Source organism: Amycolatopsis deserti, assembly GCF_014653945.1.
Classification (GTDB): domain Bacteria; phylum Actinomycetota; class Actinomycetes; order Mycobacteriales; family Pseudonocardiaceae; genus Amycolatopsis_E; species Amycolatopsis_E deserti.
The window spans coordinates 99,253-115,822 of the sequence record NZ_BNAU01000011.1 but is presented as its reverse complement, the minus strand read 5'-3'; the positions used below and the strand labels follow the sequence as shown (position 1 = coordinate 115,822).

At 72.1% G+C, this 16,570-nt stretch carries 16 protein-coding genes; 9 read left to right on the top strand and 7 right to left on the bottom strand.

Translation table 11 applies throughout. The features are described from left to right. Position 1 precedes the first annotated feature (1 nt). Positions 2–2,533, bottom strand: coding sequence for a GH116 family glycosyl-hydrolase (locus IE290_RS34205; protein WP_191248873.1), 2,532 nt, complete (start codon positions 2,531–2,533; stop codon positions 2–4). Between the two features lie 72 nt (positions 2,534–2,605). Next, positions 2,606–3,679: a Gfo/Idh/MocA family protein gene (locus IE290_RS34200; protein WP_191248872.1), complete on the bottom strand. Its 1,074-nt coding sequence runs from the start codon at positions 3,677–3,679 to the stop codon at positions 2,606–2,608. A 359-nt stretch (positions 3,680–4,038) separates the two neighbouring features. Here IE290_RS34200 and IE290_RS34195 point away from each other — a divergent pair, with 359 nt between their 5' ends. From IE290_RS34195 to IE290_RS34185, 3 genes are read left to right on the top strand one after another with little or no spacing between them, the layout of a single operon-like run. Beyond that, complete coding sequence (locus tag IE290_RS34195; protein ID WP_094007941.1) at positions 4,039–4,485, top strand: hypothetical protein; 447 nt, start codon at positions 4,039–4,041, stop codon at positions 4,483–4,485. Between the two features lie 57 nt (positions 4,486–4,542). Continuing rightward, positions 4,543–5,046, top strand: coding sequence for a hypothetical protein (locus IE290_RS34190; protein ID WP_191248871.1), 504 nt, complete (start codon positions 4,543–4,545; stop codon positions 5,044–5,046). A gap of 25 nt (positions 5,047–5,071) precedes the next feature. After that, positions 5,072–6,199 carry an MAB_1171c family putative transporter gene (locus IE290_RS34185; protein WP_191248870.1) on the top strand — a complete coding sequence of 376 codons (1,128 nt, stop codon included), beginning with the start codon at positions 5,072–5,074 and terminating at the stop codon, positions 6,197–6,199. Here the strand turns inward: IE290_RS34185 and IE290_RS34180 are convergent. Then, entirely contained in the window at positions 6,190–6,618 is a 429-nt protein-coding gene (locus tag IE290_RS34180; RefSeq protein WP_191248869.1) for a nucleoside deaminase, read from the bottom strand. The genes IE290_RS34185 and IE290_RS34180 overlap by 10 nt on opposite strands. Further along, positions 6,618–7,451, bottom strand: a complete 834-nt coding sequence (locus tag IE290_RS34175; RefSeq protein ID WP_191248868.1) for an LLM class flavin-dependent oxidoreductase — start codon at positions 7,449–7,451, stop codon at positions 6,618–6,620. Before IE290_RS34175 ends, IE290_RS34180 begins: the two co-directional genes overlap by 1 nt. A 93-nt stretch (positions 7,452–7,544) precedes the next feature. On the opposite strand from IE290_RS34175, the gene IE290_RS34170 reads away from it, so the two are divergent. Continuing rightward, positions 7,545–8,003, top strand: a complete 459-nt coding sequence (locus IE290_RS34170) for an Lrp/AsnC family transcriptional regulator (RefSeq protein ID WP_191248867.1) — start codon at positions 7,545–7,547, stop codon at positions 8,001–8,003. Here the strand turns inward: IE290_RS34170 and IE290_RS34165 are convergent. After that, positions 8,000–8,815 carry an oxygenase MpaB family protein gene (locus IE290_RS34165; protein ID WP_191248866.1) on the bottom strand — a complete coding sequence of 272 codons (816 nt, stop codon included), beginning with the start codon at positions 8,813–8,815 and terminating at the stop codon, positions 8,000–8,002. The genes IE290_RS34170 and IE290_RS34165 overlap by 4 nt on opposite strands. A 72-nt stretch (positions 8,816–8,887) precedes the next feature. Between IE290_RS34165 and IE290_RS34160 the strand changes: the two genes are divergently transcribed. The 4 genes from IE290_RS34160 to IE290_RS34145 all read left to right on the top strand — a co-directional run bounded on the left by IE290_RS34160 (position 8,888) and on the right by IE290_RS34145 (position 13,700). Continuing rightward, the gene (locus tag IE290_RS34160; protein WP_191248865.1) at positions 8,888–9,508 is read left to right on the top strand and encodes a TetR/AcrR family transcriptional regulator; all 621 of its coding nucleotides are present in this window, start codon (positions 8,888–8,890) and stop codon (positions 9,506–9,508) included. 61 nt (positions 9,509–9,569) lie between these two features. Further along, on the top strand, positions 9,570–11,339 hold the full coding sequence (locus IE290_RS34155) for an acyclic terpene utilization AtuA family protein (RefSeq protein ID WP_191248864.1): 1,770 nt from the start codon (positions 9,570–9,572) through the stop codon (positions 11,337–11,339). Continuing rightward, positions 11,326–12,816: a CoA transferase gene (locus IE290_RS34150; protein ID WP_191248863.1), complete on the top strand. Its 1,491-nt coding sequence runs from the start codon at positions 11,326–11,328 to the stop codon at positions 12,814–12,816. Before IE290_RS34155 ends, IE290_RS34150 begins: the two co-directional genes overlap by 14 nt. Then, positions 12,813–13,700, top strand: coding sequence for an oxygenase MpaB family protein (locus IE290_RS34145; protein ID WP_191248862.1), 888 nt, complete (start codon positions 12,813–12,815; stop codon positions 13,698–13,700). The genes IE290_RS34150 and IE290_RS34145 overlap by 4 nt, the downstream gene beginning before the upstream one ends. A gap of 411 nt (positions 13,701–14,111) precedes the next feature. Here IE290_RS34145 and dhaL read toward each other — a convergent pair whose 3' ends face one another. Together dhaL and IE290_RS34135 are read right to left on the bottom strand one after the other, a co-directional pair. Continuing rightward, the gene (gene dhaL / locus IE290_RS34140; protein WP_229874875.1) at positions 14,112–14,708 is read right to left on the bottom strand and encodes a dihydroxyacetone kinase subunit DhaL; all 597 of its coding nucleotides are present in this window, start codon (positions 14,706–14,708) and stop codon (positions 14,112–14,114) included. An 11-nt stretch (positions 14,709–14,719) separates the two neighbouring features. Next, on the bottom strand, positions 14,720–15,718 hold the full coding sequence (locus tag IE290_RS34135; RefSeq protein WP_191248860.1) for a dihydroxyacetone kinase subunit DhaK: 999 nt from the start codon (positions 15,716–15,718) through the stop codon (positions 14,720–14,722). Positions 15,719–15,825: 107 nt separating this feature from the next. Here IE290_RS34135 and IE290_RS34130 point away from each other — a divergent pair, with 107 nt between their 5' ends. Next, positions 15,826–16,569, top strand: coding sequence for an IclR family transcriptional regulator (locus IE290_RS34130; protein WP_191248859.1), 744 nt, complete (start codon positions 15,826–15,828; stop codon positions 16,567–16,569). The last annotated feature ends 1 nt before the right edge of the window (position 16,570 follow it).

The window sequence follows — 16,570 nt, the reverse complement described above, 5'->3', positions numbered from 1 at the left end:
GTCAATGCCCCTCGCCGTACAGCAGGACGGACTGTCCAGCCGAAACCGAGGCGGTCGACGCCGCATCCGCACGACGGCATGTCCCCAACCCTGCCAGTTCGACGACGAGAAGCTCGAGCGAGCCCCCGTGCACCTCGACACGCACCTGAGCAGCCCCGTCACCGAGATGCTGATATGCCGTTCCCCAGGCGTCGCCTGTGGACCAGAAATCCCTCGCGCCCTTTTTCCCTCTCAACCACAGGGTGGCGGAGCGTCTGCTGTAGCGGAATCCCGTGACTGCCAGCGAAACACCCCAGCTCGCCAGTGCCCGGACGTAATGGTGTCCCGCTTCGGCTTCGTCGAACGGATTGCGTTTGAACCCGTCGTACCTGTCGCGCACGTCCTGGACGATCCGCACCGCGTCGTCCACCCGACCCTCGTAGGCGAGCGCGGCCGCGGCGGTGTACTCGGCGCCGGTCATCACCTCGGCGTAGTAGGGAAACGGCCGACGGGGCCGCTCCCCCTCGTCGTAACTGCACATGATCAAAGCGTTCTCGTCCCCGAGCGCGTAACTACGCATTGGGTTGAAATGCGCGTCGAGTCCGGCTCGGCGGTTGAGGCGCAGGACGGATTCCAGGGTCGTTCGGATGTGGTCGGGATCGAGAAGGTGGCCGAGCCCGGTCTGGTGCGCCAACACCTGCCCGACCATCTGATCGAGCAGGCAACCGTCGCCGAGCTGGTAGTCGGGTGCGCCGGGGTCGATGGGTAGCAGGGGCCAGAGCAGGCCGGCCGCCACCGGCTCGCCAGGAGCCACCGGCCGCACGAGCTGGCGGTAGTAGGAACCGGTGAAGAGGTTGTCGTCGATCCACGTCGAGCCGCTTCGGAACAACGATCCACATGTCTCGGCGAAGGCGTCTTCACCGAGATGCCGAGCCATCTCCTCCGCCGCCCGTAGCGCCGCCAGATACCAGCCGCCCATCTGCGGGTTCGGGCCGTAGTACTCGACATCCATCGTGTTGTGCTGGCACCCTTCGAGCACCCCGTCGCGATCGGCGTCCCAGCCGCCCGGGATCCAGCAGAACTCCAGCGCGCGGCGGGCGGTGGGCCACAAAGCACTCAGCAGCCGGTCGTCCCCCGACAACGTCCATTCGCGGTACAGCTTGACCAGGCAACCCAGCTGTCCGTCGGCCGCCGCGAAAGCCCACTCCTGCGCACGATCCAGGGGAAGCATCACCCGGAAGCTCATCCGCCCGTCCGAGTCGGTCGCGTGGGCGAACTCCACCTCGCGCATCGCCCTCGCGAGAGACCCGAAAAGGTGCGCGGTCGCCGGCTCGTAGTTCCAGACGTGGGTACAGCTTCCGAAACAGCTGCCGGACCGGTCGTTGCACCCCTCCCAGCCGTAGAAGCGGCCATCACCGGTACGAAAACAGGTTTGGCTGCGCAGCGTGCTGAGGTTGAACAGCGCCGCCTCCTTGACCGGCCCCGGCAGGTCGGACGAACAGAAGGCCCGCACGAATTCCACTGTCCGCGACTCGAGTTCGTCGTACCTCTCGGCCACGTCGGCCGCGACCGCCCACGCGTCCGACCAAAGACCGGTGTAGTGGTTGCCGACGATCTCCGGCGTCCGCTCGTTCCCCGGCAGCAGTTCCTCGTCGACCCATGCTCGCCTGTGCGGAAAGTGCCAGGTGATGAGGAACGGGAAGGTCGTCGACTCCCCTGGTCCCAGCCATCGCGTGACCGCCACGGAGCCAACGGGATCCCGTCGATCGCTCGCCCGCTCGTCGAGCCTGCCGTCCGCGGCCAGATCGTCCCAGAAATCGAGCAGGTCGTCGCCGACGCCCCGCGCGATCCAGTTCGTCCGCGCGGTGACGTCGTCCCCTGGCGAGGTCATCGCGGCGATTGCCATCGTTCCCCAGCGTTCGGCATCGCAGTGCTCCGGACTTCCCGAGCACTGTACACCGATCAGGTCGCCCACCGCCTGACGAGTGTTGAAACCTCCCTCGACCAGGGCGCCGTCGGTGTTCTGACCCACCAGATTGGGCATGCTCCCGCACAGTGTCACCAGCCGCGGGCGGTCATCGGAGTTCGACACCACATAGCGGAGTACCGCCACCGGTATGCCGCTGAAGTCCGCGTCCACTGGCACGAACGGGTTGAACGCCTCCAACCTCACCCAGACCGGGAACCCAGGATCCGACAACGTGACCTGAGCGAGCGGGTACGCCGCATCGAAGGTCGCGTGACGAAAGCGAGGAAGGCCGCTGCCGGGCACGAGCGATCCGTATCGTCCCTCGTAGTCGCCGGGATCGATCCGCCCTTCCGCTGCCCGCAGCAGCGACGAACCGTCCTGCTCGGCAACGCGTACCGCGAAGAACGCCCGCTCCGGCGTGAAGCCCTTGGCCGGCCGGTTCATGATCTCCCAGTCGCGGAGGTCGCCACGTCCACCGAGACCGACAGTGCCGGTTCCGATGCCGCCGAGCGGCATCGTGATTCGCCGCAGCCTGTTCTCCGGATACGACCGGAGAACAGGCCAGTTGCCCGAGTCGCTCGTCATACCCACCTCGTCCGCTCAATGAAATACGCGTTTCATCTTCGCGGACGACGAGCGGATGTCAAGGTTCGTCGCTCAGGCCTGGACCTCCACCCAGTCGCGGCGGGTGGCGGAGCTCAGGACCGCCTCGGTGATCGCCGTGGCGCGGGCTCCGTCGGCCAGCGTCGGCAGGCCCTCGGGCTTCTCGCCGCGGATCGTGGCGTAGGTGTCGGCGATGAAGCCGGTGAAGGAGTCCAGGTAGCCCTGCGGGTGGCCGGCCGGGACGAGGTTGCGGGAGGTCGCGTCGGGGCCGAGGGCGGGGTCGCCGCGGTGCAGGATCCGCGTCTCGTCGCGCCCGCCCATCCACAGGATCTCCGGCTCCTGCTGGTCGAACGCGTACTCGGTCTCGGGCGTGTCGATCCGCAGCTGCAGCTGGTTGCGCCGTCCCGGCGAGATCTGGCTGATCACCGCCGAGCCGAACACGCCCTGCTCGGTCTCGAACTGCAGCAGCGCCGCGTCCTCGGTGTCCACCTCGGTGCCCGCCCGCACCGGCACGACCCGCGGCAGCACCGCGTGCACCCGCGCGATCCGCTGCCCCGTGACGAACTCCGCCAGATCGCACCAGTGCACCCCGATGTCGCCGAACGCGCGCGACGGCCCGCCCAGCTCCGACCGCACGCGCCAGTTCGTGTCGCTGTCGCGGGAGAGCCAGTCCTGCAGGTAGGCGCCGTGGATCAGCCGGATCCGCCGGCCGCGCACCCGCTCCCGCACCTCGCGCACCACCGGGTAGAAGCGGTAGGCGAACGGCACGGCGACCACGCGGTCGGAGTCGCGCCACCGCCGGACGAGGTCGGCGACCTCCGCGCTGTTCGTGCCGACCGGCTTCTCCAGGACGACGTGCTTGCCCGACTCCAGCGCGATGCGGGTCAGCGGCGCGTGCAGGGCGTTCGGGGTGCAGATGTGCACGACGTCGATGTCCGGCGCGGCGGCCAGCTCCTCCGCGCTGTCCACCGCCGTCCGCGCGCCCAGCTCCGCCGCCGCCGCGCGGGAACGCGCGGGCGTGGACGCGGCCACCGCGGCCAGGTCCTGGCCCAGCGTGCGCACCGCGCGGGCGTGCACGGCTCCGATGAACCCGGCGCCGATGATCCCGGCCCGCAACGGCTCGCTCACTTCTCCCCCTGTCGGCAGGTCTTCTGCACTACTGAAATCATCTAATGCATACCGTGAACATAAGTCAAGTCGCAAAAAAGGGGCGTCGTCCTCGACCAGCCTGGGGGTCACTGGGAGAACGACGCCTCCACCATCATAGCCGCTTCCGGGCGGGGCGTGCAGGCTGAACGGATCCCGACACGAAAAAAAGGCCGGCGAGCCCCCAGGCCCCGCCGGCCGCCATCCGCTAGAGCGGATGACGTGGGCCAGAATAGGTGCACGACACCTCCGTTTGTCAACGGCCTCCGGCTGTTTGAGAATGACTGCCGACCACCGGCCGTCCGCCGCAGCGGACGATCCCTTCGAGCGCGAGGAACCCCATGGACCAGGGCGGGCAGGAGGGCGGCTCCCTCGCCGCCAAGATCACGCACCTGATCACCACCCTCTACCCCGAGGGCAGGCCCGGGTACGCGAAGCTGGCGGCGCAGATCCGCGAGCGCACGGGGGCGACGCTGTCCAGCACGTACCTGTGGGAGCTGGCCAGCGGCCGCAAGCGCAACCTGACGCAGGAGACGCTGGGCACGCTCGCCGCGTTCTTCGGCGTGCCGCCCGACTACTTCCTGGACGACGCGGTGACCTCCCGCGTCGACGCCCAGCTCGAGCTGGCCCAGGCGCTGCGCAACCACAAGGTCCGGTCGATCGCGCTGCGCGCGGACGGGCTGTCCGACGATACCCTGGACGCGCTGCTGGCCATGGTCACCGAGGCCCGCAAGATCGAGCGGCTCGGGCCGCCGGCCGAGCAGCCGGACGACGAGCCGGGCGCCTAGACCGGGCAGGTGCCGCGCCCGCTCGCACAACCCGCCCGAGCGGAGGTGACGGCAGCGATGTCGACGCGACGCGATCTGCGACGGTGCCAGGCCCTGGTGGCCGGCCTGCCGCTGCCCCGGCCGTTCTCGGTGCCGGCGCTGGTCGACGCCCTCGCCGCGCGGCGCGGCCGCCCCATCCACGTGCGCACGCTCCCGCCGGGGTCCGGCGCGGGCGCGTGCGGGGCGTGGATCCGGCTGGCGTCGGCGGACGTGATCTACGTCGAGGAGAAGACGAGCCGGGTGCACCGCGACCACATCGTGCTGCACGAGATCGGCCACCTGTTGTGCGACCACACCGGCGCCGGCGGGACGCATCCGCTGTCGCGGGTGCTGCCGGACCTGTCGCCGGAGCTGATCGAGCGGCTGCTGGCCCGCACCGGGTACAGCACGGAGGAGGAGCAGGAGGCCGAGCTGGTCGCCAGCCTCATCCGGACCGCCGCGCAGGCCCGCGCGAGCTGGACGACCACCGGGGCGCTCGGCGAGTTCGAGACGGCGCTCGGCCTGCGGGGGACCTGGGAGTGACGGGCCGGCTGCGCCGGGGTGCGCGGTGAGCCCCGCGGCGCTGGAGAGCGCCGGAACGGACCTGCTGGCCGCCGGGACGCTCGTGCTGTGGGTGACGCTGGTGATCCGCGCGCCGGCCGCCCGACGGGCCCCACCGCGGCGGCGCATGCTGATCGCGATCGCGAGCCTGGCCACCTCGATCACCCTCGTCCTCGAACCGGTCGCCGGCGTGGTCGACCGCGCCTTCGGCCCGGGCGGCGGCTGCGGCATGGTGGTGAGCGTCTGGGGCGTCGTGAGCTCCGCGCTCATCCTCGACTTCGTCCTGGCCGCCACCTCCCGCCGCCGCCCGTTCCTGGTCTACGGCGGAGCGGGCCTGGTGAGCGCGGCGCTGCTGCTGATCAACACGCCCGCGCCGGGTTGCGTCAGCTCCGCCGACGTGCCGTGGTTCGGCCTGTTCTGGTCGCTGCTGTGCCTCGCGCACGTGCTGGGCACCGGTCCCGCGGCGATCCTCTGCGCCCGCTACGGGCGGCGGGCCACCACCCGGCCCCTGCGCGCCGGCCTGTACGTGCTCGCCACCGGGTTCGCCTCCTCGACCGTCTTCTGGGGCCTGGTCGCGCCCGCCTACCTGCTCACGCGGTCACCGTGGCTGAGCGCGGCCGCCCCGCTCAACGTCGCGATCACGGCGTGGGTCATGGCCCTCGGCACGGCGCTGCCGCAGCTGGTGCGGCTGCACCGGGCCGCCGCCGACCGCCGGACGCTGCGCCGCCTGGAACCGTTGTGGCGCCGCCTGGTGACGGCGGTGCCGCGGGTCCACCTGCCGGAGAACGGCCGGTGGACCAGCGACCTGCGGCTGTACCGCCGGGTGATCGAGATCCGCGACGCGGTCCTGGTCCTGCGCGACTACGTGGACCCGGGCACGGTCGAGGCGGCCCGGGCCCACGCGGGCACTGAAGCCCTCGCGACGGCCTGCTGGCTCCCCCTGGCGGAGGCGGCGAAGGCGCGCGGCGAGCCGCCGCGCGCGACGCCGCCACCGGGTGAGGACTGCTCGGGCGACGAGTGGGCCGACGAGCTCGGGTTCGCCCTCACGCTCGCCGAGCACCAGGATTCCGCGCTGGTGCGCACCTTCCGGCGCGCCACCGGGTCCGCTCGGTCCGCTTCGGACAGTCAGCGGTAGTAGCCGTCCACCGGCACGCGCGCCTCGTCGAACAGGAACGGGCCCTCCTGCGGCACCGGCCTCGCCACGACCGGCGCGGTCGGCTCCTTCAGGCTCTCCAGCTGGTCTCCCGACAGGGCGAAGACCACCCGCCCGAGACCGGACCGCGCCAGCGCGCCCGTGCACATCCCGCACGGCTGGCAGCTGGTGTACATCGTGGTGCCGGCCGCCGTCTCCGGGTCCAGCTCGCGCGCCGCCCAGCGGGCCAGTTTCTGCTCCGGGTGCGCGGAGATGTCCCGGTCGGTGAGCGTGGTGTTGCGCTCCTCGGCCAGGATCCGCCCGTCGGGGCCGACCAGCAGCGACCCGAACGGCGGGTTGCCCGAGGCCCGGGCTTCGGCGGCCAGCTCGATCGCGCGCCGCAGGTACTTCTCGTCGGACATCAGCCCTCCACGTGGGCGCGGACCGTGGCCAGCGCCTGCCAGGCGGCCTGGGGCCGCAACGTTTCTTCCGGGTCACCGTCGAACGGGTCGAGCACCACGGTCTCGGCGCCCAGGGCCCGCAGTTCCGCGAGGTCGGCGACGACCTGCTCGATCGTGCCCTCCCCCGCCCGGCGGTCCCCGGTGACCGGTTCGTCGGTCAGGCGCAGCACGATCCGCGGCGCCAGGCCGGGCACCGGCCGTCCCGCGTCGTCCGCGATCGCCTTCAGCCGTCCCAACGACTCGCGGAACCAGCCGAGCTCGAACCGCAGCGGGTGCCACGGCTCGCCCAGCCGCACGGCCCGGCGCAGGGCGGCCGCGCTGTTCCCGCCGATCCACAACGGAATCCGCCCGGCCCGGTAGCCCGGATCAGCCCACGCCTCGCGCAGCACGTCCAGGTACTCGTCGGTCAGCGCGCCGCGCCGCTCGAACGGCACCCCGAGCGCCTCGAACTCCTGGCGCGCCCAGCCCACGCCGACGCCGAGCACCAGTCGGCCCCCGCTGAGGGCGTTCAGGTTCGCCGCCATCCGCGCGGTCAGCAGCGGATGCCGGTAGGGCAGCACGAGGATCGTCGTGCCGAGCCGGATCCGCTCGGTCACCCCGGCCAGCCAGGACAACGTCGTGAACGGCTCGTAGAACGGCGCCGGGTACTGGCCCGCCACGTCCGGCGTGATCGCCACGTGGTCGGACACCATCAGCAGATCGAACCCCAGTCCCTCCACGGTCCGGCCCCAGTCGCGGAGCACGCCGGGATCGGTGCCGGGTCCGAAGTTCGGAATGTTCACACCGATTCGCACGACATCCAGGTTAGGCAGTGATCCACGAAGGTCACAGGGAATCCTTGCGGTTTTGCGGCCCTTCCGCCGGGGATCTGCCGGTATTTTCGGGCCATGACCGAGACTCTCGACGCGACCGACTGGGCGATCCTGACCGAGCTGCAGGCGGACGGGCGCGTGCCGCTGACCGAGCTGGCGCGGCGGGTCAGCCTGAGCGCGTCCGCGACGACCGAACGGGTCAAGCGGCTGGAGGCGGCGGGGGTGATCACCGGGTACCGCGCGGAGGTCGACCTCGGCAAGGTCGGATACCCGGTGCTGGCCGTGGTGCGGCTGAAGTACCCGGGCAGCAGGCACGAGCCGCTGCACCGGGTGCTCACCGAGCGCACCGAGATCCTGGAGTGCCTGCGCACCACCGGCGACGACTGCTACACGCTGAAGGTCGCGGCCGCCTCGATGGAGCACCTGGAGGAGGTCGCGGACCAGCTGGCGCAGTTCGGCAGCACGACGACGAACGTGGTGTACCGGCGGACGCTGCCCGCCCGCGGCCCGTCCGGACCGCCGCGCCGCGCCTAGACCAGCGGCCGTCCGGTGCGCAGGCGGCGCCGCAGGTCCCACAGGTAGGCGTTGAACGGGAACTCGCGCAGTGGGCGGGGTGACAGCCGCACCGCGAGGCCGATCGCCCTGAGCAGACGCTCGAACCGGCGCTGGTCCCGCGCCGTCCAGTCCAGCTTCATCTGCTCCCGGAACACGCCGGGCAGGAACCCGGTCGTGACGAACCGGTTGACCGGCCCCAGCACGCGGCTGACGAACCCGGGCAGGAACTCCAGGTCGGCGATCCCCATCAGGTACTCGCGGACCGTGTCGTCGATCGAGACCTCCGCCAGCGCGTCGGCCCAGTACTCCTCGAACGCCCGCCGGTCGGCCGGCCACATGTCCTCCCTCACCTGCAGCGTGGTGCCCAGGACCGACGAGTGCCGGTAGATCTCCTCGGCCCGCTCGGGGTCCAGCGGCCCGATGAACGCCTCGTAGACGTCCTCGAACCCCCGGTACAGGCACGCGGCGACCCACAGCTGCAGCTTCGGGTCGAAGGCGTTGTAGGACACCGGGCTGGACTCGGTCGAGCGGACCTGCGCGTGCGAGACGTTGACAGCCTTGCGGTACGCCGCGCGCTCCTCGTCGGTGCCCAGCGCGGCGACGGCCAGGTAGGTCACCGTGGTCCGGCTGCGCTTGATCGGGTGCTTGAACAGGTTCCCGCTGTCCACGCGGCTTTCGTACACGCCGTAGCCCACGGACGGGTGCGCCAGCTGCATGATCACGTTCGCGCCGCCGGCCAGCAGGCCGGCCCCGATCATCGCGTCGTCGAGGCGGGCGGGGGCGGCCATCATCGGTCTCCGATCTGCTCACGCGCGTTCGCAGATATTGCAGCGCGCCCGCACCGCACCTGTCAAGATGGGGGCGTGGAGACGTCATCGCTGCGCACCTACGGCGGCGTCGCCGGTGAGGACCGGCAGGCCGAGCGCCGCGCCCAGCTCATCGAGGCCGGCCTGGAACTGCTCGGCGCGCGCGATGGCGACCGGAACCTGACCGTGCGCGGCGTCTGCCGCCAGGCCGGGCTGGCCGCGCGTTACTTCTACGAGAACTTCGCCGACCGGGACGCGCTGGCCGTCGCGGTCTACGACTCGGTGGTCGAGGGCATCGCGGCGAAGACCCTGGAGGCCGTCCAGTCCGCTCCCGGCGACGCCCGGGTCAAGACGCACGCCGGGCTGAGCCGCCTGGTCCGCACGATCGCCGCGGATCCGCGCAAGGGTTTCCTGCTCTTCTCCCCCACCCTGCACAACACCGTCCTGGCGGAGCGGCGCGCCGCGTCGGCGCGGTGGTTCGCCGGGCTGCTGGGCCTGCAGGCCCGCGAGTTCTACGGGATGCCCTCCACCGCGCGCCTGGACCTGCTCGCGGAGATGCTGGTCGGCGGGCTCTCCCAGGCGCTGACGTCGTGGCTGGACGGCTCGCTCGAACTGTCCGAAGAGGACCTGGTGGAGCACTGCACGGAGGTCTTCCTGGCCGTGTCGAAGATCGCCTGAGGCCATTACCTAACGATCGCTAATGAGCTATGGTCGGGAGGAACCACGGGAGGTGCCGCCGATGACCGCTGTCCGGATCGCGAACTTCTCCGGCTATCTGGGGGATCGCTACACGGCGATCGACGAGGCGATGAGCGGCGATCCGGTGGACGTCCTGATCGGCGACTACCTCGCCGAGATCACGCTGGCCGCATTGGCCACCGGCTACCGGCGGGACCCGGATCGCGGCTACGTCGAGTACTTCGTCGACCAGATCCGCCCGCACCTGGCCGCGATCGCGCAGCGGGGCGTGAAGGTGGTGACCAACGCCGGCGGCTTCCACCCCGCCGCCCTCGCCGAGAAGCTGCGCAAAGTCGCCGCCGACGAGGGCATCGCGCTGCGGATCGCGCACGTCGAGGGCGACAACGTGCTGTCCCGGCTGGGCGAGTACGCGCAGGCCGGGCACCGGCTGGAGAACCTGGACACCGGCGCGCCGCTGGCGTCCTGGGGGCACGAACCGCTGGCCGCGAACGCCTACCTGGGCGGCTGGGGCATCGCGGCCGCGCTCGCCGAGGGCGCGGACATCGTGGTGTGCGGCCGGGTCGCGGACGCGTCGCTGGTCACCGGGCCGGCCGCGTGGTGGCACGGCTGGGCGGCCGACGACTGGGACGCCCTCGCCGGCGCGGTCACCGCCGGGCACGTCATCGAGTGCGGCGCGCAGGCCGTGGGCGGCAACTTCGCCGGCTTCACGCGCATCCCGGACATGCTGGTGCCGGGCTTCCCGATCGCCGAGGTCGCCGCGGACGGCAGCAGCGTGATCACCAAGCACGCCGGCCACGGCGGGGCGGTCACCGTCGACACCGTGACCGCGCAACTGGTCTACGAGATCCAGGGCCCGCGTTACCTCAACCCGGACGTCACGGTGCACCTGGACACCGTGCGGCTGGCGCAGGCCGGGCCGGACCGGGTGGAGGTCACCGGCGCGACCGGGTCCCCGCCTCCGCCGACCACGAAGGTCGCGGTGTTCGCCGCGATCGGCCACACCCTGGTCAACACCGTCTACATCACCGCGCCGGACGTGGACGCGAAGGTCGCCCTGCTGCGCGCGCAGATCACGCGCGACCTGCCCGAGGGCGTCGAGCTGGACATCACGCGCCTGGGCACCGCGGCCGAGGACCCGGAGACGCAGTGGGACGCCACCGTCGCGTTGCGGGTGATGGCCGTGGCGGCGGCCCCGGAGCCGCTGGCGAAGCTGAACCTGGCCGCCCGGCTGGGATCGCTGTACCTGCAGAGCATCCCGGGCTTCTACCACGACGGCGGCGCCGGGCTGACCTCGCGCGGCAAGCCCCGCATCGACTACTGGCCGGCGCTGCTGCCGATGTCGGAGGTGCCGCACCGGGTCGTCCTCGACGACGGCCGCACGCTGCCGATCGGCCCGCCACCCACCGCGCCGGTCCAGCCGCAGCCGGTGCACCCCGAACCGGCCGGGCAGCCGCTGCCGGAGCGGGTCCGCACGGCGCCGCTGGGTGCGGTGGCCTACGCGCGCAGCGGCGACAAGGGCGGCAACAGCAACGTCGGGGTGTGGGTGCCGGACGAGCGGGCCTGGCCGTGGCTTCGGCAGGCACTGTCCACAGCGGAGCTTCGCAAACTCTTGCCGGAAGCCGAGGATCTCGACATCGTCCGGCACGAGTTCCCGCACCTGCGCGCCGTCCACTTCGTCCTGCGCGGCCTGCTGGGCACCGGCGGCTCCGCGAACCTGCGCGTCGACCAGGTCGGCAAGGCCGTCGGCGAGTACCTGCGCGCCAAGCACGTCCTGATCCCCGAGGAGCTGCTCGACCATGTCGCTGACTGAGCGCGTCACCGCGGCCGTGGCGAACCCCGCGACGAGCGACGACTTCGACCCGCACGCCGAGCTGGCCGAGGTGCTGGCCGGGATCGGGATGAGCCCGGCCGACACCGGCGGCGCGATCACGTTCCGCGGCGCGGACCCGGTGGTGCCGAGTACGTTGCGGCTGGGCGGGTCGGCGGCGATCGCGCTGGCCGCGAAGTCCGCCGCGATCGCGAAGCTGTGGCGGCTGCGCGGCGGCGACGGGCAGGACATCGGTGTCGACCTGCGGGTGGCGCCGCACCGGCTGTGCCCGTTCTACGACCGGAAGTGGGAGCTGCTCAACGGGTATCCGGCGAGCACCCCGGCGAACCCGTCGCAGGCGCTCGGTTTCCGCTTCTACCGCACGGCGGACGATGAGTGGGTGATGCCGCTCAACCCGTACCCGAAGATCAAGCTGGCGGCGCAGAAACTGCTCGGCGCGCCGGACGACACCGAGGCGGTGGCCGCGGCGATCGCGAAGTGGCGGGGCCGCGACCTGGAGAACGCGGCGGTCACGGCGGGCGCGGTGCTGCCGATGCTGCGCACGCCCGCGCAGCTGATGGCCGAGCCGCACTACCGCGAGGTGCTGGCGGACCTGCCGCTGGTGGAGATCACGAAGATCGGCGACAGCGCGCCGGAACCCCTTGGCGCGGCGGAGGACCCGCTGTCCGGGGTGCGGGCGCTGGGGATGGGGCACGTGATCGCCGGCGCGGGTGTGGGCCGGGCGCTGGCGTTGCACGGTGCGGACGTGCTGAACGTGTGGCGGCCCGACGAGCTGGAGCACGACGTCACCTACATCACGGCGAACGTCGGGGTGCGGTCGTCGACGATCAGTCCGTACGAGGCCGAGGGCGCCGGGCTTCTGCGGTCGCTGCTGCGGGACGCGGACGTCTTCTACGCGAACCGGCGGCCGGGTTATCTGGAGAAGATCGGGTTTTCCGCGGAGGAGGCCGCGGCGGTGCGGCCAGGGATCATCCACGCGACGGCGTCGCTGAACGGGCAGCAGGGGCCGTGGGCGGACCGGGTGGGGTTCGACCAGAGCGCGGGCAGCCTGGTCGGGATGATGCACCTGGAGGGCGACGGGGTGCGGCCCGCGCTGCCGCCGATCCTGGTGGTCAACGACTACATCGTGTCGTGGCTGCTGACGGCGGGGATCGTGGAGGCGCTGGCGCGGCGGGCCCGGGACGGCGGGAGCTACCGGGTGCACGTGTCGCTGACGCGGGCCGCGCTGTGGATCCTGGGGCTGGGCGTGTTCGACAAGGGGTACGCGAGCGAGGTCGCCGGCCGCGGCGAGGAGCACGAGTACCTGGACCCGGAGACCTTCACCGCCGACACGCCCCTCGGGCGCTACCAGGGAGTGACGGAGCAGGTCCACATGTCGGCGACGCCCGGCCGCTACCGGACGGTGCTGGTGCCACGGGGCTCGTCCCGGGCCGAGTGGATGACGGGAGGCCGGCGATGACCGGATACTGGCTGCGCCGGATCGAGCGGTGTGACCCGGAGCGGGACCACCAGGAGATCTACCGCATCTCCATCGGCTTCGAGTTCCCCTGGGACTACCAGCGGGCGCTGGAGTTCGCACTGTTCCGGACCTACTGCGTGCCGAGCATCTCCCGCCTGCTCGCGGCGACGGGCGAATTCGAGAAACGGCCGCAGAAGCGCTACGACGACACAGCCGTGCTGATGGCGGAACTAGCGGAGAACGGGTACGACTCGCCGCGCGGGCGGGAGGCGCTGAGCACGGTCAACCGGATGCACGGCCGGTACCGCATCAGCAACGACGACATGCTGTACGTGCTGTCGACGTTCGTCTACGACCCGATCGACTGGATCGACTCCTTCGGCTGGCGGCCGCTGCACGAGCACGAGCGCCAGGCGGCGTACTTCTACTTCCGCGAGGTCGGCAGGCGGATGGGCATCAAGGACATCCCGGGCGACTTCGAGGCGTTCCGCAAGTTCAAGGACGCCTACGAAGAGGCGAACTTCGTGTACTCGCCCGACAACAACCGGATCGGGCGGTACACCTTGGACCTGTTCTGCGCCTGGTTCCCGAAGCCGCTGCGCCCGGCGGTGGCCCTCGGCGCCAAGAGCCTGCTCGACGACCGGATGCTGGCGGCGTTCGGGTTCCGCCCCAGCCCGGCGTGGGTGGGCCGCGTGGCGCGGGCGGGGCTGCGCGCGCGGGCCGCGGTGGTGCGACTGCTGCCGCCGCGCCGGAAGTCGAAGCTGCTGAACTCGAAGGTGCGCAGCTACCCCGGCTACCCGAAGGGGTACTCGCCGTCGGACCTCGGCGCGCCCGAACCACCGGCGGACATCGACCCGGCCCTGCTGCGGCGCCGGACGCGCTGAATTCCGGAAGCGGCTCCTGGGCGCAAGAGCCGGTTCCGTCGCATGTGTGATACCAGCTCGGCCGGGCGAAGCGGTCAGGCATCAGCCTGGCCCTGCAGCGTCGCCGAATGGCGGAATCGCCTGGCGGGCCGGGCGGCTGGATGAGCCTAGCGGCGCTGCGCCGCCGGGGGCGGAGTAGCCGACACGGCCCACCGCGTGGGCGAGCCCGGGCGCGCTGGCGGGTGGCGGCTCAGCCCGGCCACGTTCATCGCCGGGGGCGGAGGAGCCGTCAGCGGCCGCCGGTCGGCGAGCCGGGCCGCCTTCATCGCCGGGATGGCGGTTCGGGCGCCGGTCGCGGCCGGGGCGGCGGTTCAGCCGACGAGGTGTGGCGGGGTGGTGCGGCCGCACCCCATGTGGCCGCACCACCCCGGGCTACTTGGTGGCGGCTTCGAAGAACCAGGCGACCGTCAGCGCGCCGGGGTCCGTCACGCCGCGCGCGTGCTCTCCGACGTAGCTCGCCCGGCCGCGCTTCGCCAGCAAATCCGCCGTCGAGTGGGCTCCGGACTCCGCCGCGGCGGCGGCTTCCTTCAACGCGGTCTCCACATCGGCGTTCCGCTCCGCCGCGGCGGCCAGCGCCTGCGCCGCCGGCACCATCGCGTCCACCATCGTCTTGTGGCCCACCTCGGCGCCGCCCAGGCGGCGCACCGTGGCTTCCGCCGCACCGGCCGCGGCCGCCAGGCTCCGGGGCGTCACCTCGTCGCCAAGGCCCTTGGCGAACTCGCGGAACCACATGCCGAACAGCGGACCGCTGGTGCCACCGGTGTTCAGGAACGCGTCCGACACCGCGGTGAACACCGCACCAGGCGTTCGCGGGTCGCCGGCGGCCAGGTTCGCCCGCACCTTCCCCAGCGCCGACCGCAGGTTGGTGCCGTAGTCGCCGTCGCCGGCGCGCCGGTCCAGCTCGGTCAGCTCGGCGCCACGCTCGTCGATGACGGCGGCGAACCGCTCGATCCACGCACGAGTGTCCACAATGGTCTCCTTCACCAGGTCAGGGCCGGGGTGCGCACCGGGGCGTCCCACAGGGCCAGCAGTTCGTCGTCGGCGCGCAGCAGCGTGATCGAGCAACCCCGCATGTCCAGGGCGGTCACGTACGACCCGACCAGCGCACGCCCGATCCGCACCCCCAGGCCGTCCAGGAACCCGCCCAGCTCGCGGTGCACCACCGACAACTCCAGACCGTGCGTGGCGCCCAGGCCGTTGACGATCGCGATCACCTCGTCGCCCCGGTCCAGGCCGAGTGCGGCCACCAGCGGCTTGGTCAGATCGGCCACCAGCTCCCGCACCGGCGCGTACGGGCGCCGTCCCACCCCGTGCTCGCCGTGGATGCCGACCCCGAACTCGATCTCACCGTCGGGCAGGTCGAACGACGGCCGGTCCTGCCCCGGCTGCGTGCAGGCCGCCAGCGCCAGCGCCATCGTGCGGGCCGACGACACGATCCGCTCCCCCAGCGCGGCCAGCTCGTCCAGCGACGCACCGTTCTCCGCCGCCGCGCCGCAGATCTTCTCCACCGCCACGACCGCCGCCGTGCCGCGACGGCCGGGCGCGCCGTCCTCCTGGCCGTCGGTGGCGAGGTCGTCGTCGACGAGGACGGTCCGCGTCCGGATGCCGTCCTCGGCGGCCAGCTCGGCGGCGATGCGGAAGTTCAGCACGTCACCGGTGTAGTTCTTGACGATCAGCAGCACCCCGCGGCCGCGGTCCGCGGCGGCGATGGCGGCGCGGATCTGGAACGCCGTCGGGCTGGCGAACACCGCGCCCGGCACGGCGGCGTCCAGCATGCCGGCGCCGACGAACCCGGTGTGCAGCGGCTCGTGCCCGGAGCCGCCACCGGAGACCAGCGCGACCTTGTCCGCCTGCCGCGCGCGGACCACGTACGCCGGGTCCTCGTGGTAGCGGACCAGGTCCGGGTGCGCCCGCTGGAGCCCCTCCAGCGCTTCCCGCACGAAATCGTCCGGATCGTTCACGAGCTGGCGAACCGCCATGCCACCCCTCCGTCATCGTCGACTGTCATTCGACATTGTCGAATTGCGTACGAAGATAGAACGGCAGGGGGCTGTTGTAAAGTGCGGGCGGGCAGGAAGGTGCGCTGATGATCCAGTCCGTCGACCGGGCGGTCCGCGTGCTCGCCGTGCTGCAGGCGGAACGGCGGCTGAGCCTGTCCGAGATCGCGGCGCGGCTCGGGCTCGCACCGTCCACAGTGCACGGCATCATCAAGACCCTGCAGGCCCACGGCCTGGTACTGCAGGACCGCGGCTCGGCCCGCTACCGGCTCGGGCCGGCCGTGCTCAAGCTGGGCAACGTCTACCTGGACACCCTCGAACTGCGGTCCCGATCGCTGACCTGGGCGGCCGAGCTGGCGCGCACCACCGGGTGCGCGGTGCGGACCGGGGTGCTGCTGCCGGGCGAGGTGATGATCGTGCACCACGAGCCGCGCCCGGACGGCTCCCGCCAGATGCCGGAGGTCGGGATCGTCATCCCGGCGCACGCGAGCGCGCTCGGCAAGGCGATGCTGGCCTGGTCGCCGGACCTCGCGCCGGACCCGCTGCGCAGCATGACCCGGGACACCATCACCGACCCGGCGGAGCTCGCGTCGCACCTGGAGCACGTGCGCGGCGAGGCGCTGGCGACCGAGGTGGAGGAGGCGGTGATCGGCGAGTGCTGCGTGGCCGCGCCGATCTTCGACGCCGGGCAGGACGTCGCCGGCGCGATCGGCGTGGTGGTGCCGATGACCGACTGGCCTGCCGGACCCGCGGTGACGAGCGCGGTGCGGGAGGCGGCGCGGGCGATCTCCCGCGAGCTGGGCGCCCCGTCCTGGCCGCCCGCGCAGGCGTGAT